Below are 24,509 nucleotides of genomic sequence, written 5' to 3'. Positions count from 1 at the left end.
ATGGCCAATCTCGGCATGATCGAGCTGTCGTTCATCCTGCTCGGCGTCATGATCCTGCTGCTAGGCAGCGGCGTCTGGATCGCGGTCTCGCTCGGGCTGGTCGGCTTCGTGGCGATGGCGTTGACCACGAGCCTGCCACTCGGCTCGGTGCTTGCGACCACCACGTGGAGCGCAAGCTCGTCCTGGACGCTGGCCGCGCTGCCGTTGTTCATCTGGATGGGAGAGATTCTTTTTCGCACCAAATTGTCGGAGGAAATGTTCCGCGGTCTATCGCCCTGGGTGCAGTGGCTGCCGGGGCGGTTGACGCATGTGAATGTGATCGGCTGCGGCATCTTTGCGGCGGTGTCGGGCTCGTCGGCCGCGACTTGTGCGACCATCGGCAAGATCGCGCTGCCGGAACTCGACAAGCGTGGCTACGACAAGGGCCTGAGCCTCGGCTCGCTCGCGGGCTCCGGCACGCTCGGCCTCTTGATTCCGCCCTCGATCCCGATGGTGGTCTATGCGGTCACGGCGAATGTCTCCGTGCTTCAAGTGTTTCTCGGCGGCTTCCTGCCGGGCGTGCTCGTGATTGTGCTCTATTCCGGCTACATCATCATCTGGTCGCTGCTCAACCCGAAGAAGATTCCGCCGCGCGATCCGCCGATGCCATTCCGGCAGAAGCTCCGCGAGTCGGGCAAGCTCGCGCCCTGCCTGCTATTGATCCTGGCGGTCTTTCTTTCGCTCGTTCTCGGCTTTGCGACAGCGACCGAATGCGCCGCATGGGGTGTCTCGGGCGCGCTGCTGCTGGCGTGGTGGAGCGGCACGCTCACGCGCAAGAACTTCCTCGAGAGCATCATGAGCGCGACGCGCCTGACCTGCATGATCATGCTGATCCTGGCAGGCGCGGCCTACACCACGGCTGCGATGGCCTATACGGGTATTCCGGCGGCGCTCGCCACCTGGGTCCAGGGGCAGCAGCTCACACCAAGCATGCTCGCCCTCTATCTCAGCATCATGTACATCATCCTGGGATGCCTGATCGACGGCATCTCGATGATCGTCCTGACCGCCGTCATCGTGCTGCCCATGGTCAAGCAGGCCGGCCTCGATCTGGTCTGGTTCGGCGTCTATCTCATCATCCACGTCGAGATGGCGCAGATCACGCCGCCGGTCGGTTTCAACCTGTTCGTGCTCCAGAACATGAGCGGCCGCGATACGTTCACCGTCGCGCGGGCGGCACTCCCATTCTTCATTCTGCTGCTAGCCGCCGTGTTCATCATCACGGAGTATCCGCAAATCGTGATGTTCTTGCCCAAGCTTGCTTTCCCAGACTGACATACCGCTTTTCAAATTGACTGTGAGGAGAAGCCCGATGATCTCTCGTTTAGTCCGCGCATCCTTGATCGCCGGCGTCGTGATGGCCGCGACACCTGCTTTGGCCCAGACCAAATGGAATTTGCCGGCAGCGTATCCTGCCGACAATCCGCACTCCGAAAATCTGGTCGCCTTCGCCAAGGACGTCGAGGCCGCCACGTCCGGTAAGCTCCAGATCACGGTTCATCCGGGCGCCTCGCTGTTCAAGGCGCCCGACATCAAGCGCGCGGTGGTGACCGGGCAGGCGCAGATGGGCGAGGTGCTGCTGTCGATCCACGAGAACGAGGACCCGCTCTTCGGCGTCGACGTCGTGCCGTTCCTCGCGACCAGCTTCCCCGACGCGATGAAGCTGTATCAGGCCTCCAAGCCTGCGATCGCCAAGAAGCTCGATGCGCAGGGTCTCAAGCTGCTGTTCGTCGTGCCCTGGGCGCCGCAGGGCGTCTACGTCAACAAGCCGCTGACGACGATCGAGGACATGAAGGGCTTGAAGTGGCGCGCCTACAATGTCGGTACCGCGCGCATCGGCGAACTGGTCGGCGCGCAATCGGTCACGATCCAGGCTGCCGAACTGCCGCAGGCGCTTGCGACCGGCGTCGTGAACTCCTTCATGTCGTCGGGCGGCACGGGCTATGACGCGAAGGCCTGGGAGTCGCTCAAATACTTCTATGACGTGCAGGCCTGGATTCCGAAGGACTACACCTTCGTCAACAAGGCCGCGTTCGAGGCACTCGACAAGCCGACCCAGGAAGCCATCCTCAAGGCAGCCGCGACCGCGGAAACCCGCGGCTGGAAGGCCTGGCAGGACAAGAGCACCTGGTACATCGATCAGCTCAAGGCCAAGGGCATGACGGTGGAGCCGCCGAGCCCCGCGCTGAAGGCCGGCTTCCAGAAGATCGGTGAGCAGCTCACCGCCGACTGGCTCAAGAAGGCCGGGCCCGACGGCCAGGCGCTGATCGACGCCTACAAGAAGATGTGAGACTGGCGAGGCCTTCCGCTCACCGCTTTCCGGCGCGTGGGCGGAAGTCTTCTCCTCGATCTCGCGGCAGCCTCACCATGCGTGACGCAGCATGGCTTTGCCGGTATAGGACTGCACGAGGCTCGACACCTCGCTGTCGAAGTTCGCCGTGGCGGACCAGCCGTTGAGGTCGCGCAGCTCGATCGCAACGCCCGTGAGCGCCGCGTTCGGCGCCAAAGCCGTACCGCCGACGATGACGCCTTGGCCGGGCAGGGACTGGAACGCAGCTGGGATCGATTGTCCCGCGCTGAAATCATGCGCCCAGGCGAGCCGACCGCGCAGGTTCAGCACACTTCCCAACAAGACAAAGGACGTGCTCGTGCGCAGGCCGAGCTCGGTGCGGCTGTCCGTGAAGCCGTCGCTGCCGGACGTGCTCTGCAACGCATTGGCCGTGGAGGGCGGCTGCGCGATATTGGATGGGAGGCGGAAGGTGGTGATTTGCGCCGCCGCATAGGGCGTGATGCCGAGCCAGGGCGTGGCAAAACGATAGCCGCCTTCGAGGCGGCCGGAATAGGTGTTGGCGTTGATCGCGGCATTGAGCTGCCCCGTGCCGGCCGGCGTCACCTGATAGTCGCCGGTGATGGCCTGCCAGCCATAGGCGAGTGCGGTCGCGACATAAGCCGAACCGGTGGTGTGTCTGACGAAGGCGCCGGCCTGGAACAGATCGGAGCGGCCGCTGGAAAAATTGTTGGCAAAGCCGGTGCCGCCGCCGGCGAGCGCAAAGCCCATCCGTGTCTGCGGCGAGAGAGAGTAGTCGGCACCGGCTACGGTGCCGAAACTGCGGCTGGCCGAGCCGCTGCCGCCGGTCGAGACCTGCGAGCCACCGAAGCTGGCAGCCCAGACGCTCCATTGCGGGGCGGCGAGCGAAGGCCTGCCGTAGATCGCCCCATAGGCCTCTCGTCCGATGCCGCCATGCGTCAGGTCGTTTCCGATCTCGGCGTAGGCTGCAAGCTCTGCATCGAACTCAGCCGGGCCGATACCGCGGCCCTCGACGGCAGGATTGAGCAGGGTCTGCGTGAACTGCGTCATCGCGAGGAACGTGGCCTGTGCCGTCTCGGGCTGCACGGCGCGATCGGCGCCGCCGCCGAAGACCCGCCGCATGCCGAACCGCGCCGGATCGGTCAGGCCCGGCGGTTCGGCGTTCCAGCCATAGGCTGGCGGAAGGCCGCCGCCATTGCCAAATCCGGCCCCCGAGAAACCCGGCGGCTGCGAGCCGCCAAATGCAACGCCTGCGGGATTATTGAAGCCACCCGGAGCATTCGGCCCGCCAGGCCCAGGTCCCAGCGCGCCCGCGAAGGCGCCGAACTCGCGCATGGCCTGCGCGGCGGCCGCGTTGGGCAGCAACAGTCCAGCCGTCAATAGCAGCAGCGTCAGACGCGCAGGCGCGTCCGCACTCACGACACCAACCGCATGAAGCGCCCCAACCGCACCGGTCGCCGGCCGCGCAGCCCGCGCGGCGAATCATCTGGAAGCGGCGAATCCGACGACGCGGAATCGTAAATGCGTCTCTAACGTTTTCCAATCTTTTCCTGTCGTGTCTCGATGTCGTCGAGGCTGCGCGCTCGGTTTCCGACAACGCACAATCGCCGCGCAGACGCAGCTTATGTTTCCCGATATTTCTGAAGCCTCGATCGGCTCAGGCCGAGATCGCCTTCGCTGATCCGACTTCGCTGCGCAGCAGGAATTTCTGGATCTTGCCGGTCGAGGTCTTCGGGATCGGCCCGAACACGACCGCCTTGGGCGTCTTGAAGCCGCTCATCTGCGATCGGCAGAACGCGATGATCTCGGCTTCGCTCGCGCTGGCGCCGTCCTTCAGCTCGACGAAGGCGCAGGGCACCTCGCCCCATTTCGGATCGGGCTTGGCGACCACGGCGGCGAACAGCACGGCCGGATGCTTGTAGAGGATGTCCTCGACCTCGACGGAGGAGATGTTCTCGCCGCCGGAAATGATGATGTCCTTGGAGCGGTCCTTGATGATGACGTAGCCGTGCTCGTCGAGCACGCCGAGGTCACCGGTGTGAAACCAGCCGCCCTCGAAGGCTTCCTTGGTCGCCTTCTCGTTTCTGAGATAGCCCTTCATCACGATGTTGCCGCGGAACATGACCTCGCCGATGGTCTCGCCGTCGCGCGGCACCTCTTGCATCGTCTGCGGATTGATGACGGTGACGTCTTCCTCGAGCGGGTAGGGCACGCCCTGCCGGCGCTTCATGCGCGCGCGTTCGGCGGGCGGAAGCTCGTCCCAGCCGGGTTGCTCGGCGCAGACGGAGGCGGGGCCGTAGACCTCGGTCAGCCCGTAGACATGCGTCAGCTTGATGCCGATGCTTTCGGCGCCTTCGAGCACGGCGACCGGCGGCGCGGCGCCTGCGATCAGGCCGACGACGCGACGGGCAGCGTTGCCTTTGGGCGCATCGGGCGCGTTGATCAGCGTGTTGTAGACGATCGGAGCGCCGCACATGTGGGTGACGCCGTGCTGTCTGATCAGCTCGAAGATTTTGGTCGGCTCGACCTTGCGCAGACAGACATTGACGCCGGCGGCCGCCGCAACGGTCCAGGGGAAGCACCAGCCGTTGCAGTGGAACATCGGCAGCGTCCAGAGATAGACCGGATGCTGACCGAGATTGCCGGCGAGGATGTTGCTGACGGCATTGAGATAGGCGCCGCGATGATGAGTGACGACGCCCTTGGGGTTTCCCGTGGTGCCCGAGGTGTAGCTCAGCGCGATCGCGTCCCATTCGTCGGTCGGCAGGACCGCGATGAAACTCGGGTCTCCGAGCGCGAGCGCCGCCTCATATTCGATCTCGCCGATGCGCTTGCCGCCCTTGAAGGCGGCATCGTCGACGTCGATCACGAACGGCTTTGGCCCGGTCATCTGTGCGAGTGCGTCGGTGATGACGCCGGAGAATTCCGGGTCGACCAGGATGATCTTGGCTCCGCCATGGTCGAGCTGGAACGCGATCGAGGGCGCATCGAGACGGATGTTGAGCGCGTTGAGCACGGCGCCCGTCATGGGGACGGCGAAATGCGCCTCGTTCATCGCCGGGATGTTCGGCAGCATCGCCGCCACGGTGTCACCGACGCCGATGCCCTTGCTCGCCAGATAAGAGGCAAAGCGGCGGCAGCGCTCGTGAGTCTGCGCCCAGGTGAAGCTGCGGCCCTCATAGACCGTGCTGACAAGATCGGGATAGACGGCGGCGCTGCGCGCGAGGAAGCTCAGCGGGCTCAGGGGCACATAGTTGGCGGGGGTCTTGTCGAGGCCGATATTGTACTGGTTCTGCCGCTCACTCATCGACATCCTCCTGAAAACGCCTCAAAGGAATCCGATCGAAATCCAGGGGAAGATCGCGACGATGATCAATCCCACCAGCAGCGCCAGCAGATAGCCCCAGATCGGCCTGATGCCCTCGGCCGGGTCGACGCGTCCGATGGCGCAGGCGGCATAATAGCCGACGCCGAAGGGTGGGGCGAATAGCCCGATACCCATGGCCAGAATGATCACCATGGCGTAGTGCACCTCGTGCACGCCGACGGCGCGGGCGATCGGGAACAGCAGCGGCCCGAACAGCACGATCGCCGGGATGCCCTCGAGCACGCTGCCGAGAATGGTGAAGGCCAGGATCGAGACGGCGATGAAGGTTGCGGCTCCCCCGGGTAATCCCGTCATGGCCGCCGCCAGCGAGCGCGAGAAGCCTGATTGGGTCAGGCCCCAGGCCATGCCGGTGGCGGTGCCGATAATAAGCAGAATAGCGCCCGACAGCGCTGCGGTCTCGACCAGCATCGGAAACAGCCGCCGCCAGTCGAAGCGGCGGTACACCAGAAGGCCGACCAGGGCGCCGTAGACGATACCGATGGTGGAGACTTCGGTGGCGGTCGCGATGCCCTCGACCACGGCGTAGCGGATCACGAAGGGCAGCGCGAGCGCGGGCAGGGCGACGATGAAGGTCTTGCCGATCTCGGATGCCGTGGCGCGGCGGACGTGGCTCATGTCCTCGTGGCGGTAGCGCCACCACACCAGCATGCAGAGCGTGATTGCGAGCACGACGCCGGGCAATAGGCCGCCGGTGAAGAGGGCGGCGATCGACACGCCCGTGACCGAGCCGATCGTGATCAGCACGAGGCTCGGCGGAATGGTCTCGGTTTGAGCGCCCGTCGCGGCAAGAAGCGCGACGAGATCGCCGGGCTTGGCACCGCGCTGCTTCATCTCTGGGAACAGCACGGGCGCGACCGCCGCCATGTCGGCCGCCTTGGCGCCGGAGATGCCGGACACCAGGTACATCGCGCCGACCAGCACGTAATGCAGCCCGCCGCGGACATGCCCGAGCAGGCTCGCCAGGAACGCCACCATGGCCCGCGCCATGCCGGTCATCTCGATCAGGAGCCCCAGGAACACGAACAGCGGCACCGAGAGCAGGATGAGGTGGCTCATGCCCTCGTCCATCCGGCCGACCAGCACCATCACGGGCGTTCGCGTGGTCAGCGCCAGATAGCCGAAGATCGCGAGGCCAAAACCGAACGCAATGGGAACGCCGGCAAACACGCAGAAGCCGGCGACGCCGACGAAGAAGATGACGAGGTTGAGATTGCCGAGCGGCCGCAGCGACGGCTCCGCCAGCCAGAATGCGCCGATCAGGACCGCAACCGACAGCACCGCGGCCGCGACCATCCGGTAATCGGCGGCGCGCAGCAGCCGCAGCAAGGCGAACGCCGCCATCAGGCTGATGCCGGCCGGCAGTGCGGCAGCGCGCCACATATTCGAGATCTGCAGCGCCGGCGTGGTGATGTAGCTCTCTTCGTAAGCATAGTCGCAGGACGGCCAGACGATCAGCGCCAGGAATGCCAGCGCTGCGCCGGTTGCGACCAGATCGAGATAGGCCCGCATCGCCGGCCTGGCGCTGGCCACGACCGCGGTCATGCGCATGTGCTCGGAGCGGCGGAACGCGACCGCCGCACCCAGCATGGCGAGCCACAGGAACAGGATCGAGGCGAGTTCGTCCGACCAGATCAGCGGCCGGTGCAAGCCGTAGCGCGCAACCACGCCGGCAAACAGGATCACGATCTCGGCGACGACCAGGATCGCCGCCGGGAGCTCCACGAGAAGGCCGAGTGCGCGCTCCGTTGAGGCCAGCAACGAAGGTCGGCGAGGGGACTGAACAGTCGCCTCACCCGCCACTTCGATCACCTCGACCTCGACATGAGCCATGACGCGGCCTGCGCGTTACGACAGCTTGCCCACCGCCTTTTCCAGGAGGTCCCAGGCCTGATCGCCGTATTTGCCCTTCCACTCGGCATAGAAGCCGGCGGACCGCAGCTTGTCGCGGAACGGCGCCACGGCCGGCTGGTTGAAGGTCAGGCCCTTGGTCGCGAGCTCCTGCTGGAGGTTGGCGTTGAGCTTGGCGGTGTCCGCGCGCTCGTTGACCGCGGCGGCGTTGATGTTCTTGGCGACGATGGTGCGCACGTCCTGCGGCAGCTTTTCCCACGCTCTGCGGTTGGCCAGGAACCAGAAACCGTCCCACATGTGGTTTGTCAGCGAGCAGTACTTCTGCACCTCGTAGAGCTTTGCGGTCGAGATGATCGCAAGCGGGTTCTCCTGGCCCTCGACGATCTTGGTCTGGAGCGCTGAATAGACCTCGCTGAAATTGATCGAGGCGGGCGCCGCATCGAACGCCTTGAACATCGAGGTCCACAGCGGCGACACCGGCACGCGAATCTTGAAGCCCTTGAGATCGTCCGGACCGGTGATCGGCTTGGTCGACGATGTGGTCTGGCGGAAGCCATTGTCCCAGATCTTGTCCATGACCTCGAGGCCGGCCTTCTTGATCTCGCCGCGGACATGGGCGCCGAGATCGCCGTCCATGGCCTTCCAGACCGTGTCGTAGTCCGGGAACGCAAAGCCGATACCGTTGATCGACGCCGCCGGCACCAGGGTCGACAGGATCAGGCCTGACAGCGTGAAGAACTCGACGCCGCCGGAGCGGATCTGGCTCAGCATGTCGGTGTCGGACCCGAGCTGGTTGTTCGGGAAGATCTGGAGGTCGAACTTGCCGTTGGTCTCGCTCTTGATCGCGGCCGCCATCTCCTTGGCGCGCACGTTCAGCGGATGAGTGTCCGGCAGGTTGTTGGCGTATTTGTAAGTGAACTCGGCGCTCTGGGCGCGGGCCACATGGGGCGCACCGAGGCCGCCCAGAACCGCGGTCGCGGCGGAGGCCTTGAGAAGCGTGCGTCGGGAAAAGCTCATGGGTCTGCTTCCTCGGAAGGTTTGTTGTTGTTCTGAGATGCAAACCTATACGGACGTCAGGTCAGAAGGTCATCTGCGATCTCGCGAGGCCTCGCTTATTGCAGCCGGACAAGGTCACGGCAATATCGGCTTTCGGAGAGATGGGCCGACAAAAAATACGAAAACAACCCCATGCACAGTAGCCGCCAAAGAGCTGGGAGAGCGACCCAGCGCCAGCCCGCAAATGGCCTGGAGCGAAGGTGCGGTGACAGGATTTCCGTCTAAATATCTGATCTAATTGTATATAAAAATATTCCATAATATACCTTATGCGAATTACGGATATGGACGTGGCAGGCAGTTCCCCAAGCTGGTGCGAACCCTACTTCCGGGCCTAGCATCGGGAGCCAACTGACCATCCGGCTGTTAGTCGGATGGTCGCGGACAGGAATTGCAGGAGATCAAATCGCCGCAGCCATGGGAGAGTCGTCATGCAGGAGACCGCTGCCCGCGCCACTGCCTCGCGTGTCATTCCGTTCGATGCTGCCAAGCTCGACCGTCTCATGGAGGACGCCGGCCTCGACGTGTTGGTCGCGACCTCCAAGCACAATGTGCAGTACCTGTTAGGCGCTGAGCGGGCGATCTTCTTCGACTACATGGATGCGCTCGGCGTCAGCCGCTATTTGCCGGTCCTGGTCTATCCCAAGGGCGCACCCGAGAAAGCGATCTATGTCGGCCACCGGCTGGAGGCCCATCAGCGCACGGTCGCGCCGCCATGGGTTCCGCAGCTCCGGGCCGAATCCAATGGGTCAGTCGATGCGATCACGCGGGCCGCAGATCTGATCCGGGATGCTGGCGTGTCCTTGCGGCGCGTCGGAGTCGAGATGGCGTTCCTGCCGATGGATGCTGGCCGGGCACTGGCCGACGCCCTGCCCGGTGCCGAGTTCAAGGACGCTCTCGTGGTGCTGGAGCGGCTGCGGGCAGTCAAATCGGCGGAGGAATTGGCGAAGCTCAAGACCGCGTCCGAGCTCGTCATCGCATCCATGCTGGCGGTGATCGCCGGGCACGGTCGGGGCACGACCAAGCAGCAATTGGCGGATGCGTTGCGCCTCGCGGAAGCCAACCGCGGACTGACCTTCGAATATTGCCTACTCGCCTGCGGCAGCAGCCACAACCGGGCGCCATCGTCGCAGCACTGGGAGCAAGGCGAGGTGCTGTCGTTGGACTCCGGCGGCAATTATCACGGCTATATCGGCGATCTCGCGCGCATGGCCGTATTGGGCAAGCCGGATGCCGAGTTGAAGGACTATTTGGCCGAAATCGAGGCGGTCCAGCGCGCCGCCTTCGCCGCGGTCCGGCCGGGCGCCATGGGCGGCGACATCTACGTCGCGGCCGAGCGGCAGCTCGCCCAGATCACCCAGCGCGACTGCACCGATTTCCTGGCCCACGGCATGGGCCTCGTCAGCCACGAGGCCCCTCGCCTGACCGCCAAGGGTCCGGTTCCCTATGACGACACCGACGCCCGCCAACCGCTCCAAGCCGGCATGGTGGTGTCGATCGAGACCACGATGAAGCATCCGACGCGTGGCTTCATCAAGCTCGAGGACACGGTCGCGGTGACGCCGACGGGATACGAGATTTTTGGCGAAGGCGGGCGCGGGTGGAATCTCGGCGGCAACGCGCTTTAGCGTAGCGGCAGCAGATCGAGCCGGCTCTGCGCCTTCTTGACGACTGCTGCGAACCAGCTCTGGCTCGGCGCTTCCTTGGCGAAGCAGGCTGTGAAGGCGATCATCGCGTTGTCTTCACGGGTCATGTCGCCGCGGGTCCTTCTTGTCGACCGGCTTGGCCATCATTTGTTTCCACCTTCTCACAGGCCGGGATCGGGGCCGTCTTTACGGCGTCCGATGTCGCGATGAAGAACACCTTGTCCCCCTGGATCGCGACGACGTCGATCTCATGCGGCGGCGCCTTGAGACCGCCATTGCCGCGCACGCCGAGCATGGCGACCGCGGCACTCGCCGCTGCAGGCTTGGTGATCGGCAGCTCCGCATAGATGGCGAAGGCGGCGTCCTGGATCGCGTAGTAATAGAAGCGGTCGGATTTCAACGCAGCGCCGCTCTCCTGCGGCATGCCATCCTCGCGATGCTCGCCCAGCCAATGCTTGAGCAGCGTGGTCGTGGTCACCACCGCTTGCGTCTTGTAACCTTCCGAGGCGAAGCTGAGTCCGTCGAGATGGCCGAAGCCGATGTCGTTCTTGAACAGCGTATCGACGTTCGACTTGCCCTCGGCCGGTAGCCCCTTGATCGTGACTGGTCCAACCAGGCCGCCCAGCACGCCTGCCAGCTCCTTGAGTGCGGCATCGTGCTGCTTATAGATCTCGTCGCTCTCCTTAGTCGCCGAGAACTTTGCGATGTAGCGATCGCGCAGGTCGAGATAATGCTCCTCGGGCGCGGCGGCACAGGCGGGCGTTGCCAAGGCGAGCAGGCAGAGCAAGGCGGGTAATCTCATGGCAATGTCCGCAACTGGGAGCTATCTCCGTCTTTGTGCCGGTGCCGGGCGAGGAGGTTCATCCGCGATGCTGCGCTGTGCTCTTCGCGCGCGGCGCACGGCAAGCGATGCAGTCTCCCTCAATAGCTTCGGCCCGGGCCAGACGAGCCGCGCGAACCTCGCGCGCCGCGGAAGTAACGGCACCACCCGTCCGGGCTGATAGGTCCGGCAACGATCTCGCAGCTGCCGGGGGGCCGGAAATGCGCACAAACCCCGCAGCGCTGGGCTCCGTTTGGTTGATACTGGTACTGCGCGACCTCTTTCGGGATGGGCTTGCGTGCGCGGGCATAGGCACCCGTGGCAGATCCTGCGGTGCCATGGGCCCATGCCGGAGCCGCAGCCGTGCCCGCCAGCGCTGCGCCGCAGAGCGATTTTGCGATGAAGCCGCGGCGAGAAAGACCTTTATCGGGCTTGTTGCTGGAGGAAGAGCTTGCACCTACCGGCTTGGATTGATCACTCATCAGTCGCCTCCTGGCGGTACCGCCTTGGGCAAGTGGGATTTCCCTGCAACTCACAAACCGTGCCGGAATATTCTTGGTTCCTAAGTATCCTCAGGTGACCGTAATCGCAGCGCTGCGCGTCACCACGGATATGCGCTACGGATTCGCACCGAGGCTCGGTTTCGCGGCAACGCTCATCCGAAGACCGGACGAGCGCCCTACTCTGCCGGCGTGAGCTGCTGCCGGTCGAGGCGCATCGCCGCGGTCTCGCGCACGCGGACACGGGCACGGCGCTTGCGCCACCAGATCACGACGCCGGTGACCGAGAGAGCCGCCACGACGAGGCCCATGATCGAGATCAGGATGCGGCCGAACAGCCCGACGATGCGGCCCGAATGCAGCGGGAATTGCGCCTGCACGAAGATGTCGGCGGCGGTGCCGACCCAGGGCAGGCGCTCGCCGATGGGACGGCCGTCCTCGCTGTCGTAATAGAGCTGCGCCGGGCCGACGCCGCCGGCGCCGTGGTCGTCGCCGGGATGAAAGAGGGCGGCGGCATAGACGCCATGGGCCGGGCCGTAGCTGATCGCGCCAACCGGGGTGGTCAACCCTCGCCCCTTGCCGTCGGCCGCCGCGCGTGCCGCGATGTCGGCAAAGGTGACCTTGGGCTCGATGGGATTGTCGAGATCGCGATAGGGCCGCTGCTCATAGGGCGTCGGGGTGTAGTTCGAGACCATCTTCATCAGCGGCGAGAACACCTCGAAATAGAGGTTCAGCGAGAACGCCGTGAAGGCGATGACGAGCAGCACGCCCCAGGTCCACAGGCTGAAGGCCCGGTGGATATCGAAATTGATGCGGTAGGCGCTGCCCGAGGTCTTGATGGTCCAGGCCGGCGCCCACCGCGCCCAGAAGCCGCGCTGGAGCTGGCGCGTGACTTCAGGCGCCCGCGCCGCCTTGGCGCGCCTCCGCGATGGCAGCGTCAGATAGAAGCCGACGAAGCAATCGATGGTCCAGATGATGGCGATCACGCCGAGCACGCGCATGCCCCAGCGGTCGCTGCCCCAGAACTCCGGAATGTGCATGGTGTAGTGCAGCTTGTAGAGGAACGAGACGAAGTTTTCTCTCGTCACCGGCCACACCGCGCCCCAATAGCGCCGGCCGAGCTCCGCGCCGGTGTTGGGATCGAGGAAGACTTGATTGTAGTCGAGCGGGTAACGCTTGCCGGTTGCGGCATCGATCCGCGGCATGACGAAGAACCACAACGAGTGGCCTTCCTCCGGCGTCATGAAGAGATAGACCACGCGCGCGCGGGGATCGCGCTGCTCGATCATCTTCGCGAGCTCGATCGAGGGAATCGCCGGACCCTTGGTGCTGACGTCGAACAAATGGCTGTTCAGGACGTCGTCGATCTCGTGATCCCAAGAGATGATCGCCCCGGTGATGCCGGAGAAGAACAGGAAGCCGGCCGTCAGCAGTCCCGCCCAGCGATGCAGCCGTCCGAATATCGCTCTCATGGTCTTCCACTCTCATCCCGCAGACCCGGCCGCGATTGCCGAGCCGTCTTGAAGTGAACTCACCAGCGGTAGGTCAGCTTGCCGATCGCCTTGCGCCCCTCGGCATACATGCACCCAGACAGGCCGTAGCAGGCGGCGACGTAGCGTGTATCGGCGAGGTTGGTGACGTTCAGCGACAGGCGCCAATTGTCCCTGGTGTAGGCCAAAAGCGCATCCAGCGCGGTCGCGGATCCCACCTTGAACGTGTTGGCATCATCACCCCAGGTCGCGCCGACATAACGGATGCCGCCGCCGAACTGCAAGCCTGCGAGCGGTCCGTTCTGGAGCGTGTAGTCGCTCCACAGCGAGGCGCGGTTGAGCGGCACGGTGACCGGCGCCTTGCCGACATTCACCGGATCCTGCGTGACCATGGCATCGACATAGGCATAGGCTGCGCGCAGATTCCAGCCGTCGGCGAGCGACATCGTGCCTTCGAGCTCGATGCCGCGCGACTTCACCTGACCGGTCTGTTCGGCGAAGGTGGTTGCAGGCACGTAGACGACGACGTTGTCGCGCGTCAGGTCGAAGGCGGCGAAGGTGAACAGCGCATTCCAGCCGAGCGGCTGGTACTTGACGCCGACCTCGTATTGGACGCCGGTTTCGGGATTGAGCATCTGGCCGCCCGGCCCCGTGAAGAGCACCGGCAGGAATGACTCCGAGTAGCTGAAATACGGCGCGATGCCGTTGTCGAAGTTGTACATCAAGGCAGCTCGGCCGGTGAAGGCCGAAGCATCCTTCGAGACCGAGGTATTGGAGATGCCGCTGTCGAGCTGCGTCGTCACAAAATCCTGGCGGCCGCCGAGTTGGAACGACAGCCGACCGAGCTTGATCTGGTCCTGCGCGTACAGGCCGACCTGCGACTGCTTGACGCCGGTGTTGTCGTACATGCTGCCGATGGTCCAGTCGTAGCTGTAGACCGGGTTGAACACGTTGATCTCCGGCGACGACGTCGTCACGCTAAAAGCGGTGTCGCGAAACGCGGTGTTGCGATAGTCGATCCCGACCAGGGTGGTGTGGTTGAAGATGCCCGTGGTGAACTTGCCCTGGAGCTGGTTGTCCACTGCGAAGGAGTTGATGTAGGAGTTGCTGTAGCTGCCGAAACGGCCCAGCTGCCCGGCCGCCTCGTCGGTATAGCCCGTGCCGTAGAAGGTCTTTTCCTCGTTGTGCTGATAGGCGTAACGCAGGTTCTGCCGGAACGTGATGTTGTCGGTGAAATCGTGCGAGAGCTGGTAGCCGGCGGTCGCGATCTCGGTGTTGAACGCGTTGAAGCTGGGCACGCCCGCGAAGAACGAGACCGGGATGGTGCGGCCGTTGTTCGGCCACACCGTGCCCGAGGCCGGCAAGAACTGGAGGCCCCACCCTGCCCGGTCGCGCTGGTAGTTGGCGAGCAAGGTGATGGTGGTGTCCTCGTTCGGCTTGAAGGTGACGGCGGGCGCGATGAAGACGCGGTTGTCCTTGGTGAAGTCGACCTGAGTCTCGCCGTCGCGCACCACGCCGGTGAGGCGCCACAGCACGGTGCCTTCCTTGTTGGCGGGCCCGCCCATGTCGAACTGGCCCTGATAGCGGTTGAAGCTGCCGCCGGAGATCGAGACCTCGCCGAACTGCTGCGCGGTCGGCAGTTTTGTCACGTAGTTGAGGATGCCGCCGGTGCCGCTGCCGCCATACATCGCCGAGGATGGGCCCTTGAGAATCTCGATACGCTCGGCGCCATAGGGATCGAGGCCGTTGAAATGCACGTAAACGCTGGACGGAATCCGCAAACCGTCGATGTAGAGCCCGGACATGGTCGTGTCGAAGCCGCGGATCTGAAGGGCGCCGAAGCGGGTGTCCGAGCCGCCATTGACGTCGCCGCTGACGCCGGCCGTGTAGCGCAGCGCCTCGCCGATCGAGACCGCGCCCTGGTTCCTGACCTGGTCGGTGGTGACCACGGATACCGACTGCGGCGTTTCGATCAGCGGTGTATCCGTCTTGGTGGCGGTGCCGCTCCTCGTGGCGACGAAACCGCGCACTGGACCATTGGCGCGTTCGCCCGTTGCGCCGTTCGATGCCGACTGGGCTGGCGCAGTCTGCTGCGCCGGAGCGCGACGATTGGCGCGTGCGGTGCGTGTCGCCGCCGACCTTCGTGACGATGCAATCGCCGCGGGGCGAGCGCGTTGGGCTGGCGCATCGACTGTGACAGCAGGAATCTGTGTCTGCGCTTGCACGTCACCGAGCGGCACGGAGAGAGCAAATGTGCTGACCGCACCGAAGAAGAGAAGATGAATCTGCCGGCGACGCGTGTCATCACGCGAAGAAAGTTGGAAGTCGGTCACGTCCTGGAAGCCCCACGCACTGCCGGCTTTGCCGGTATCATTTTTGATGCCCCGCCCTAACTCAGGCGGTTTCGGAGTGCGATAGGAACAGCGTTAGAATTTCTCCAGACGTGTGCGCAGCAAGTGCGGCGAAAGCGCCCAGTCACGTTTCGATTTTGGAATGTTTCCAGACGGACGAGAATCTGCCCGTCCGCAACATCTGGAAACGATATCAGCGATGCCGCAGCCGGCGGTTGACGCGACGCGCCAGATAATCGCCCGCGCTCTGCACGAGCTGCACCAGCGCGATCAGCACGACGACGACGGCCAGCATCATCTCCGGCATGAAGCGCTGATAGCCGTAGCGGATGCCGAGATCACCGAGGCCTCCGCCGCCGACGGCGCCGACCATGGCGGAATAGCCGAGCAGGCTGACCACCGCGAGCGTCAGTGCCAGCACCAGGCCCGGCAGCGCCTCGGGGATCAGCACCTTGAGCACGATCTGGATCGGCGAGGCTCCGAACGAGGACGCCGTCTCGATCAGGCCACCATCGACCTCGCGGATCGCAGCTTCGACGAGGCGTGCGATAAACGGCGTCGAAGCGATGGTCAGCGGCACGATCGCCGCCGTCGATCCGATCGAGGTGCCGGCGACGAGGCGCGTGAACGGGATGATGGCGACGACCAGGATGATGAAGGGCGTGGACCGCGTCGCGTTGACGATGACGCCGAGCACGCCGTTGATGGCAGGTGCGGCGAACAGCTCCCCCTTCCGGCTGGTCGCAAGAAAGACGCCGAGCGGCAGACCGAAGACGGTGCCGAGCAGCGCTGCGATGCCGACCATGAACAGGGTTTCGCCCGTGGCCCGGGCGATCAGGTTGATGAGTTCAGGCGACATGGCCGAGACGCTCCGCCGGGAATTGATATTGAGACAACCAGGCGAGCGTCCGCGTCACCGCGTCATCTCCGCCAGAAATGCCAAAAGGAATGCCGATAACGAGCGAGCCGACGTGCTGGCCACTGATCTCGTCGATGCGCGCCGAGAGCAGTGCAACGTCGAGGCCGAGCTCACGGGCAAGCCGCGCCACCAGCGTATCGCCGGCGCCGCGGACCTGAACGCGGATCACGGCCTGTCCACCCGCGACCGGCTCCGGAACAATGCGGCTCGCCAGCGACACCGGCAGGCTGTCGCCGATCACCTCCGCCAGGAAGGACTGCGTGATCGGGTGCCTGGGATGGGTGAAGATGTCAGCGACGTGGCCGCTCTCGACCACGCGGCCGGCATCGAGCACCACGACCTCCTTCGCGAGCTGACGCACCACCGACATTTCGTGGGTGATCAGCACGATGGTCACCCCGAGCTCGCGGTTGATGCTCGCAAGCAGATCGAGGATCGCGCGCGTGGTCTGTGGATCGAGCGCCGAGGTCGCCTCGTCCGACAGCAGCACGCTCGGCCGCGTGGCGAGGGCCCGCGCGATGCCGACGCGCTGCTTCTGGCCGCCGGAGAGTTCGGAAGGATAGCGGTCGTGCTTGTCGGCGATGCCGACCAGCGCGAGCAGCTCGGCGACACGGGCCTTGATGTCGGCCTTGGCCCAGCCGGCGATCTCGAGCGGCAGCGCGATGTTGTCGGCCGCCGTGCGCGACGACAGCAGGTTGAAGTGCTGGAAGATCATGCCGATCGAGCGCTGCGCCAGCCGCAATTCGCGCCCTGCGAGCGCCGAGATGTCTCTGTTGTCGACGATGACGCGGCCCGTGGTCGGCTTCTCCAGCCCGTTGATCAGCCGGACCAGGCTCGACTTGCCGGCACCGGAGCGGCCGATCACGCCGGTGATGGAACCGCGTGGAATCGCGAAGTCGATGTCTTGCAGCGCCTTGACGCCGGGCTTGCCGCGATAGGCCGGATAGGTCTTTGAGATGCCGGCGAAACGGACCATCGCGTCCGGCTCGGTCGCGGCGGGCGAAATCGCTTCAGGCGTCTGGATCGGCTGTCCGATCGCAAGCGATTGGTGGGCGTTCATCGTGGTGGCCTTCATGCACAATGGTTCGCTTGCCCGCAAAACGCGCGGGAAGCCTAGTCGCATCCTGCGACGGGATTGGAACCGCGATGAGGGCTCGGGTAAGCGCGCTGCACCGCAGCACGCACCATCGCCCTTTCAGGTCCGTCTTGCAATGTCAGATATCTGCGGGAGTTGGACGAAGTTTTCCAAATCCCGCCCCGGGGGAGAAAATTCATCTGCCAGGCTATCCGCCTCGAGCGAAGGCTCAGTGGACCTGCAACCAGGGCAGCACGATCAGCAGGAGGCCGGCGAAATAGAGCAGTCCAAAGATCAGGCCAAAGCCCCAGAACTGGCCTTTGCCGATGTAACCGCTGCCGAAATACATCGGCGCAGGTCCCGTCGCGTAAGGCGAGATCACGCCCATCAGGCCGAGCGAATACATGCAGAGCATGGCGAGCGTCGTAACCGGCAGATCAGCAATGCCGGATCCGACCGCCAGCACCACCGGCAGCACGGCGGCCGCATGCGAGGTGATGCTCGAGAAGAAATAGTGGATCCAGAAGAACAGCCCGACCAGCAGCAGCATCGCGGTCGATGGCGACAGCCCGGCGAGCGGCTTAGCGTATTCGGCCGCGAACCATTTGATGAAGCCGATTTCGTTGAGGCCCGAGGCCAGCGTCAGCAGCGAGGTGAAGTAGAAGAACACTTCCCAGGCGCTCTTCTCGCCGACGATGTCGGCAAACTCGATCACGCCGGTCACCAGCATCAAGGAGATCACGATGAACACGACGGTGGTGGCGTTGACGAAGTTCGAGCCGAGCACGGGCACGTGGATGTCCGGGCTCGAGCCCGCGATCCACAGGAACATCGCGAGCACGATCAGGCCGAGCATGATCCATTCGTTGCGCGACATCGGGCCCATCGCGTTGAGCTCCTTCGCAGCCCATTCTGAGATTTCCGGGCTGCGCTTCACCTCGGGGCGGCACACCAGATAGCTGAGCAGCGGAACGAGCACCATCAGAAGGATTCCGAGCGGCGCGAAGCCGACGAACCACTGGCCCCAGCTCACCTCGATTCCGACCGTCTTCTTGGCGATCGCAAGCGCCGCCGCGTTGGGTGCGAGCGCGGTGAAGAACAGCGAGCTCGTGATCGCGGTCGCCGCAAAGGCGGTCCACATCACATAGGTGCCGATCCTGCCGGCGGTCGGTCCCGGCTCGGAGCCATAGATGCGCGGGATGTTGCTGATGATGGGATAGACGATGCCGCCGCTGCGCGCGGTGTTCGAGGGAGTCGCCGGCGCGAGCAGGAAGTCCGACATCGCGACCGCATAGCCGAGGCCGAGCGTGTTGCGGCCGAGCCGCTGCACCAGCACCAGCGCAATGCGCCGGCCGAGCTGGCTCTTGCGATAGCCGATCGAGAACACGAAGGCGCCGACGATCAGCCACACCGTGCTCTCGGCAAATCCCGCCAGCATCCAGCGCAGCGATTTCGTGGGATCGGCATCGATATAGCCGGCGACGCCCGCGACCGTGAGACCGATGAACCCGACTGCACCGACCGGCATCGATTCCAGGATGAGCCCGGTGATGACCGCCGCGAACACGGCAAAATAGTGCCACTGATTGACATTGAGCCCCGACGGCACCGGCCACAGATAGATCGCCAGCCACACCACGAGGGGCGCGATCAGCTTCCAGCGAAACCCGTTCGCCTCAGACGCCTGCGAGCTAGCGGTCATGGGCCTTCCCCCTCGATTGTCGTCGCGCCGTGCGGCCCGTTGACCGGACCCGCTTTTGTCCCAGCGCGGCGTATACGGACTGTCCACGACGATATCAATGGCTGTCCAGGGCCGGACTGAAAGCGGTTTTCGTCATGTCACCGGCGATGCCAGCGCGCCAACGGCGTCACGAACACGTGGCCGGATTGCACTGCAACGAACGCTCGACAGAAACGGACCATTGCGCCTATCCTTTGTCCCATGAGCCACGATCATGACCACCACCACGACGACCATTCCGAGCTGTCGGAGACCGAGCTGCGCGTGCGCGCGCTCGAGACCATCCTGACCGAAAAAGGCTATGTCGAGCCGGCTGCGCTCGATGCCATCATTCAGGCCTATGAGACCAAGATCGGCCCGCATAATGGCGCGCGCGTCGTCGCCAAGGCCTGGACCGATCCGGCGTTCAAGAAGGCGCTGCTGGAGGACGGCAGCAAGGCCATCGGTACGCTCGGCCATGTCAGCCGCGTCGGCGATCATCTCGTCGTGGTCGAGAACACGCCTGAGCGCCACAACATGGTCGTGTGCACGCTATGCTCCTGCTACCCTTGGGAGATGCTCGGGCTGCCGCCGGTCTGGTACAAGGCCGCGCCCTACCGCTCGCGTGCGGTCAAGGATCCACGTGGCGTGCTCGCCGATTTCGGCGTCACGCTGCCCAAGGACTTGGAAATAAGAGTGTGGGATTCCACCGCGGAGACGCGCTTTCTGGTGCTGCCGATGCGACCCGGAGGCACGGAGGGCTGGAGCGAGGACCAGCTCGCCGAGCTCGTCACCCGCGACTCCATGATCGGCACCGGCTTTCCCAAAGCGCCGGGAGCGCCGTCGTGAACGGCGTGCACGACATGGGCGGCATGGACGGGTTCGGCAAGGTCGAGCCCGAGCCGAACGAACCGATGTTCCATGCTGATTGGGAAGCGCGTGTCCTCGCCATGGTGCGTGCGATGGGTGCGGCTGGCGCCTTCAACATCGACACTTCCCGCTTCTATCGCGAGACGATCCCGCCGCACGTCTATCTCGCGAGTTCCTATTACAAGAAATGGTTCCTCGGTCTCGAGGAGTTGCTGATCGAGAAGGGCTATCTCACACGGGAGGAGGTCGCCGCCGGCCACGCGATGCAGCCCGCAAAGGCGCTCAAGCACGGCAAGTTCGACCTCGCCAATGTCGAGCGCGTGATGGTGCGCGGCAAGTTCGCCCGCCCTGCCCCGGCCCCTGCGAAATTTGCGATCGGCGACCGTGTACGCGCCAAGAACATTCATCCGGCGACGCATACGCGGCTGCCACGCTACGTGCGCGGCCATGTCGGCGTCGTCGAGCTCAACCATGGCTGCCACGTGTTTCCTGACACGGCGGCGATGGAGCAAGGCGAAAATCCGCAATGGCTCTATACGGTCGTGTTCGAGGGGCGCGATCTCTGGGGCGCAGATGGCGATCCGACCTCGAAGGTCTCCATCGACGCGTTCGAGCCCTATCTGGACCCGGCGTGATGAGCAGCCCGCTTGCGGCCGCCGCCACTGCGGCGATTCCGAGCATTCCCCGTGACGACGACGGCCCGGTGTTCCGCGCGCCCTGGGAGGCCCACGCGTTTGCGATGGCGTTGAGCCTGCACGAACGCGGCGTGTTCACCTGGCCGGAATGGGCCGCAGCGCTCGCCGACGAGATCAAGCGTGCGCAGGCGGCCGGCGATCCTGACACGGGCGAGACCTACTATCTGCATTGGCTCGCCACGCTTGAAGGCCTCGTCGCACGCAAGGGCGTCGCTTCGACGCAGACACTCCACCGCTACCGCGACGCCTGGGACCACGCCGCCGACCGTACGCCGCATGGCAAGCCGATCGAGCTCAGGCCTGAGGATTTTCGGTAGGTCTCGCCACGCCCGTCATTGCGAGCGCAGCGAAGCAATCCAGAGTCTTTCCGCGGAGGGATCCTGGATTGCTTCGTCGCAAGAGCTCCTCGCAATGACGGCGGAGAGAGCGCGGGTTCTCTCCACCTGTCGTCGCCCGGCTTGACCGGACGCCCAGTACGCCGCGGCCTCTCGGCTCAAGCACGGCCTCTGGGACACTGGATCACCCGCTTTCGCGGGTGATGACCGAATTTGTAGTCTCAGCGCCCCGCTACGAACTCCCGCCACCCCTTTGCCCGCAGGCTGCACGCCGGGCACTCGCCGCAGCCGTATCCCCACTCGTGCTGCGCGCCGCGTTCGCCGAGATAGCAGGTGTGCGACTGCTCGCGGATGAGATCGACAAGCCCGTCGCCGCCAAGGTCGTGCGCGAGTTGCCACGTCGCGGCTTTATCGATCCACATCAGCGGCGTATGCAGCTCGAACGCTCTCGCCATGCCGAGCGAGAGCGCGGCCTGCATGGCGCGGATGGTCTCGTCGCGGCAATCGGGATAGCCGGAATAGTCGGTCTCGCACATGCCGCCGACGATATGGGTGATGCCGCGCCGGTAGGCCAGCGCCGCGGCGAAGGTCAGAAACACCAGATTACGACCGGGCACGAAGGTGTTGGGCAGGCCGTCGGCGCCCATCGCGATCGCGACATCGCGCGTCAGCGCCGTCTCGGACACGGCCGCCAGCGTCGGGATCGACAGCGTGTGGCTCTCGCCGAGCTTTGCGGCCCAATCCGCGCGCAGGCCCTTGATGCCCTCGAACAGGCGGTCGCGACAGGCGAGCTCAATGGCATGGCGCTGGCCGTAGTCGAACCCCAGCGTCTCCACGCGGGCGAAACGGCTGAGCGCCCAGGCAAGGCAGGTGGTGGAATCCTGGCCGCCGGAAAACAGCACCAAGGCGGTCTGTGATGAAAATGCGTCACTCATGGCCCGCGCTTTAGCACTGCGCAGACCGCCCGCCAATCGGTGGAAATCGGCCTGTTCCGCCGCGCCCCGCTGGGAACGGCAGCCCGCTTTTGGCATAAGGCTTTGGAGCCAGGAGACCGCCCCGCAATGACCTCTTCCCGCGACATTTCCCGCCTGATCGAGATCATGGCGGCGCTGCGCACGCCGGTGACCGGCTGCCCCTGGGACCTCGAGCAGAATTTTGCGACCATCGCGCCCTACACGATCGAGGAAGCCTATGAGGTGGTCGATGCGATCACACGCGGCGATCTCGACGATCTGCGCGAGGAGCTCGGCGACCTCCTGTTGCAGGTCGTGTTCCATGCCCAGATGGCTTCGGAGCAGAACGCGTTCGCTTTTGGCGACGTCGTCGAGGCCATCACCCGCAAGATGATCCGGCGTCATCCCCACGTCTTCGCCGACAAGGACGGCAATCTCGCCTCCTCTCACGTCAAGGAAGTCTGGGACCGCATCAAGGCCGAGGAGAAAGCCGAGCGCGCCGCGCGCCGGCCGCCGGAGCAAGTGCCGGCGCACAAGTCGCTGCTGTCGGGCGTGAAGGCCGGCCAGCCCGCTCTGACGCGCGCGATGGAGCTCCAGCGCAAGGCCTCCACCGTCGGCTTCGACTGGAACGACCCGCGCGCAGTGCTGCAAAAGATCCGCGAGGAAGCCGACGAGATCGAAGCCGCGCTGGATCGAAATGACAAGCAGGAGCTGGCAGAAGAAACCGGGGACCTGATTTTCGCCCTCGTCAACCTCGCCCGCCATGTCGACGCTGACCCGGAGGCCGCGCTGCGTGCGACGAATGCAAAATTCGAGCGGCGCTTTGCCTATATCGAGCGGACGCTGGAGGCGCAGGGCCGCACCCTGGAGCAGGCCTCGCTGGCGGAGATGGATGCGCTATGGAATGCGGCTAAGGGCGAGGAGAAGCCGGCGTCGGAGGGACGCAAGGAAGCCCGCCGGTAACTCAGTGTCGTCCTGGCGAAAGCCAGGACCCATTACCCCAAATGCAAGTTGTTGAGGCCCGCTGGAGCAAGCAGGGTGCCAATTGCATTGGCCTGTGGTTATGGGTCCTGGCTTTCGCCAGGACGACGGCTGCTATGTGGCGGACAGATGCGGCACGGCATCGAACCTCGACACCACGATATCCCGCTTGGTCTCGTCGACCCGCACGGTCATGTCGAAGCGGCCGTCGTGCAGCTCCTTGGCCAGCACCTCTGAATTCCGGTGCAGCCAGCTGATGCCGGCCCCGTCGGCGGCGTCGATGGAGAGGTCCAGCGTGGTGCGTTTTGCTGCGAGCCGCTGCTCGATCGCGGCGAGCAATGCGTCGACGCCCTCGCCCGACACGGCGGAGACCAGCATCGCCGGATGATCTTCCGGCCGGCGCGCGGCGATGTTCAAAAGCTCTTCGCGCTGCTCGGCATCGTAACGGTCGATCTTGTTCCAGACCTCGATGATGCGGCCGGAATCGTCGGGGTTGATGCCGAGCTGGCGCAGCACCGCGTCGACGTCGCTCTGCTGCGCTTCGGCATCGTCATGCGAGATGTCGCGGACGTGCAGGATGACGTCGGCCTCCAGCACCTCCTCCAGCGTGGCGCGGAAGGCGGCGACGAGCTGTGTCGGCAGATTGGAGATGAATCCGACCGTGTCGGACAGCATCGCCTTGCCGCCATGCGGCAGGTTGAGCGCGCGCAAGGTCGGATCCAGCGTTGCGAACAACATGTCGGCGGCCTGCACGTCGGCGCGGGTCAGGCGGTTGAACAGCGTCGACTTGCCGGCATTGGTGTAGCCGACCAGCGCGACGACGCGGTACGGCACGCGCTGGCGGCCGGCGCGATGCAATCGTCGCGTCGCCTGCACCTTCTTCAGCTCGCCCTCGAGCTTGGAGATGCGCTCCTGGATCAGGCGGCGGTCGGCTTCGATCTGCGTCTCGCCGGGACCGCCCATGAATCCGAAACCGCCGCGCTGACGCTCGAGGTGAGTCCAGGAGCGCACCAGGCGCGAGCGCTGGTAATTGAGATGCGCGAGCTCGACCTGGAGCGAGCCTTCCCTGGTCTTGGCGCGGCGGCCGAAGATTTCCAGAATGAGCCCGGTGCGGTCGAGCACCTTGGCGTGCAACTGCTTCTCGAGATTGCGCTGCTGGATCGGCGCCAGCGCGCAATCCATCACCACCAGCTCGACGTCGAGGCTCTTGGCCAGCGCGGCGATCTCCTCGACCTTGCCCTTGCCGATGTAAGTGGCAGGGCGGATCTGGCTGACCGGCGCGATGATGGCATCGGCAATGACGAGATCGATCGCGCGCGCGAGGCCCACGGCTTCATCGAGCCGGGCCTCGGCGTCGCGCTGGACTTGGTTGGACAAGCCATGGCCTTCCGATTGCGCGTCGGCACTGCCCGCACGCACTCGCAAGTAGGGGCCGATGACCAGCACCCGCCCCGTCTGCTTAGCCCCTGCCGACCGCGGACGGTCGGCGTCCCCGTCGAAATTCCGGGGTTCCAA

The 24,509-nt window shown here is 64.8% G+C and carries 20 protein-coding genes and 1 pseudogene; 8 read left to right on the top strand and 13 right to left on the bottom strand.

Going from position 1 to position 24,509, the window contains the following annotated elements; genetic code table 11:
- On the top strand, positions 1 to 1,314 hold the full coding sequence (locus BLV07_RS36195) for a TRAP transporter large permease (RefSeq protein WP_091895487.1): 1,314 nt from the start codon (positions 1 to 3) through the stop codon (positions 1,312 to 1,314).
- Between the two features lie 37 nt (positions 1,315 to 1,351).
- Complete coding sequence (locus BLV07_RS36190) at positions 1,352 to 2,329, top strand: TRAP transporter substrate-binding protein (RefSeq protein WP_091895484.1); 978 nt, start codon at positions 1,352 to 1,354, stop codon at positions 2,327 to 2,329.
- Positions 2,330 to 2,401: 72 nt separating this feature from the next.
- Here the strand turns inward: BLV07_RS36190 and BLV07_RS36185 are convergent, their stop codons facing one another.
- The 4 genes from BLV07_RS36185 to BLV07_RS36170 form a co-directional block, all read right to left on the bottom strand.
- Positions 2,402 to 3,766, bottom strand: a complete 1,365-nt coding sequence (locus tag BLV07_RS36185; RefSeq protein ID WP_091895481.1) for an autotransporter outer membrane beta-barrel domain-containing protein — start codon at positions 3,764 to 3,766, stop codon at positions 2,402 to 2,404.
- Positions 3,767 to 4,004: 238 nt separating this feature from the next.
- Positions 4,005 to 5,654: an acyl-CoA synthetase gene (locus tag BLV07_RS36180; RefSeq protein ID WP_176945989.1), complete on the bottom strand. Its 1,650-nt coding sequence runs from the start codon at positions 5,652 to 5,654 to the stop codon at positions 4,005 to 4,007.
- Positions 5,655 to 5,675: 21 nt separating this feature from the next.
- Positions 5,676 to 7,565: a TRAP transporter large permease gene (locus tag BLV07_RS36175; protein WP_091895475.1), complete on the bottom strand. Its 1,890-nt coding sequence runs from the start codon at positions 7,563 to 7,565 to the stop codon at positions 5,676 to 5,678.
- Positions 7,566 to 7,580: 15 nt separating this feature from the next.
- Positions 7,581 to 8,600, bottom strand: coding sequence for a TRAP transporter substrate-binding protein (locus BLV07_RS36170; RefSeq protein ID WP_091895472.1), 1,020 nt, complete (start codon positions 8,598 to 8,600; stop codon positions 7,581 to 7,583).
- A 470-nt stretch (positions 8,601 to 9,070) separates the two neighbouring features.
- Here BLV07_RS36170 and BLV07_RS36165 point away from each other — a divergent pair, with 470 nt between their 5' ends.
- Positions 9,071 to 10,267 (top strand): M24 family metallopeptidase, encoded by a 1,197-nt coding sequence (locus BLV07_RS36165; protein WP_091895469.1) that lies wholly within the window; start codon positions 9,071 to 9,073, stop codon positions 10,265 to 10,267.
- Here the strand turns inward: BLV07_RS36165 and BLV07_RS36160 are convergent.
- The 4 genes and pseudogenes from BLV07_RS36160 to BLV07_RS36150 all read right to left on the bottom strand — a co-directional run bounded on the left by BLV07_RS36160 (position 10,264) and on the right by BLV07_RS36150 (position 15,125).
- Positions 10,264 to 11,087: pseudogene (locus BLV07_RS36160) on the bottom strand (hypothetical protein). The gene BLV07_RS36165 and the pseudogene BLV07_RS36160 overlap by 4 nt on opposite strands.
- Positions 11,088 to 11,206: 119 nt before the next feature.
- The gene (locus tag BLV07_RS46820; protein ID WP_143035592.1) at positions 11,207 to 11,587 is read right to left on the bottom strand and encodes a hypothetical protein; all 381 of its coding nucleotides are present in this window, start codon (positions 11,585 to 11,587) and stop codon (positions 11,207 to 11,209) included.
- 197 nt (positions 11,588 to 11,784) lie between these two features.
- Positions 11,785 to 13,077: a siderophore utilization protein FsrB gene (fsrB, locus tag BLV07_RS36155; protein WP_091895466.1), complete on the bottom strand. Its 1,293-nt coding sequence runs from the start codon at positions 13,075 to 13,077 to the stop codon at positions 11,785 to 11,787.
- A 59-nt stretch (positions 13,078 to 13,136) separates the two neighbouring features.
- A complete protein-coding gene (locus BLV07_RS36150; RefSeq protein WP_176945988.1) occupies positions 13,137 to 15,125 on the bottom strand; it encodes a TonB-dependent siderophore receptor in 1,989 nt (662 codons plus the stop codon).
- A 144-nt stretch (positions 15,126 to 15,269) separates the two neighbouring features.
- Between BLV07_RS36150 and BLV07_RS47975 the strand changes: the two genes are divergently transcribed.
- A complete protein-coding gene (locus tag BLV07_RS47975; RefSeq protein WP_176945987.1) occupies positions 15,270 to 15,488 on the top strand; it encodes a hypothetical protein in 219 nt (72 codons plus the stop codon).
- 151 nt (positions 15,489 to 15,639) lie between these two features.
- Here BLV07_RS47975 and BLV07_RS36145 read toward each other — a convergent pair whose 3' ends face one another.
- The 3 genes from BLV07_RS36145 to BLV07_RS36135 all read right to left on the bottom strand — a co-directional run bounded on the left by BLV07_RS36145 (position 15,640) and on the right by BLV07_RS36135 (position 19,142).
- Positions 15,640 to 16,305, bottom strand: coding sequence for a methionine ABC transporter permease (locus BLV07_RS36145; protein WP_091895460.1), 666 nt, complete (start codon positions 16,303 to 16,305; stop codon positions 15,640 to 15,642).
- Positions 16,295 to 17,440 carry a methionine ABC transporter ATP-binding protein gene (locus BLV07_RS36140; protein WP_176945986.1) on the bottom strand — a complete coding sequence of 382 codons (1,146 nt, stop codon included), beginning with the start codon at positions 17,438 to 17,440 and terminating at the stop codon, positions 16,295 to 16,297. Before BLV07_RS36140 ends, BLV07_RS36145 begins: the two co-directional genes overlap by 11 nt.
- Positions 17,441 to 17,669: 229 nt before the next feature.
- The gene (locus BLV07_RS36135) at positions 17,670 to 19,142 is read right to left on the bottom strand and encodes a DASS family sodium-coupled anion symporter (protein ID WP_091895457.1); all 1,473 of its coding nucleotides are present in this window, start codon (positions 19,140 to 19,142) and stop codon (positions 17,670 to 17,672) included.
- A gap of 240 nt (positions 19,143 to 19,382) precedes the next feature.
- Between BLV07_RS36135 and nthA the strand changes: the two genes are divergently transcribed.
- The 3 genes from nthA to BLV07_RS36120 are packed head-to-tail and all read left to right on the top strand — an operon-like array spanning position 19,383 to position 21,042.
- On the top strand, positions 19,383 to 20,009 hold the full coding sequence (nthA, locus tag BLV07_RS36130) for a nitrile hydratase subunit alpha (RefSeq protein WP_091895454.1): 627 nt from the start codon (positions 19,383 to 19,385) through the stop codon (positions 20,007 to 20,009).
- On the top strand, positions 20,006 to 20,665 hold the full coding sequence (nthB, locus tag BLV07_RS36125) for a nitrile hydratase subunit beta (protein WP_091895451.1): 660 nt from the start codon (positions 20,006 to 20,008) through the stop codon (positions 20,663 to 20,665). Before nthA ends, nthB begins: the two co-directional genes overlap by 4 nt.
- Positions 20,665 to 21,042 carry a nitrile hydratase accessory protein gene (locus BLV07_RS36120; protein ID WP_176945985.1) on the top strand — a complete coding sequence of 126 codons (378 nt, stop codon included), beginning with the start codon at positions 20,665 to 20,667 and terminating at the stop codon, positions 21,040 to 21,042. Before nthB ends, BLV07_RS36120 begins: the two co-directional genes overlap by 1 nt.
- 239 nt (positions 21,043 to 21,281) lie before the next feature.
- On the opposite strand, the gene queC is transcribed toward BLV07_RS36120, so the two are convergent.
- Complete coding sequence (gene queC / locus BLV07_RS36110; protein ID WP_091895442.1) at positions 21,282 to 21,995, bottom strand: 7-cyano-7-deazaguanine synthase QueC; 714 nt, start codon at positions 21,993 to 21,995, stop codon at positions 21,282 to 21,284.
- 126 nt (positions 21,996 to 22,121) lie between these two features.
- Between queC and mazG the strand changes: the two genes are divergently transcribed.
- Positions 22,122 to 22,976, top strand: coding sequence for a nucleoside triphosphate pyrophosphohydrolase (gene mazG, locus BLV07_RS36105; RefSeq protein WP_091895439.1), 855 nt, complete (start codon positions 22,122 to 22,124; stop codon positions 22,974 to 22,976).
- Between the two features lie 132 nt (positions 22,977 to 23,108).
- Here mazG and hflX read toward each other — a convergent pair whose 3' ends face one another.
- Positions 23,109 to 24,509 carry a GTPase HflX gene (gene hflX / locus BLV07_RS36100; RefSeq protein WP_176945984.1) on the bottom strand — a complete coding sequence of 467 codons (1,401 nt, stop codon included), beginning with the start codon at positions 24,507 to 24,509 and terminating at the stop codon, positions 23,109 to 23,111.

The organism is Bradyrhizobium sp. Rc2d, from assembly GCF_900099855.1.
Classification (GTDB): domain Bacteria; phylum Pseudomonadota; class Alphaproteobacteria; order Rhizobiales; family Xanthobacteraceae; genus Bradyrhizobium.
Note: the sequence above shows the minus strand (reverse complement) of the source record. Positions and strands in the feature narration are given on the sequence as shown.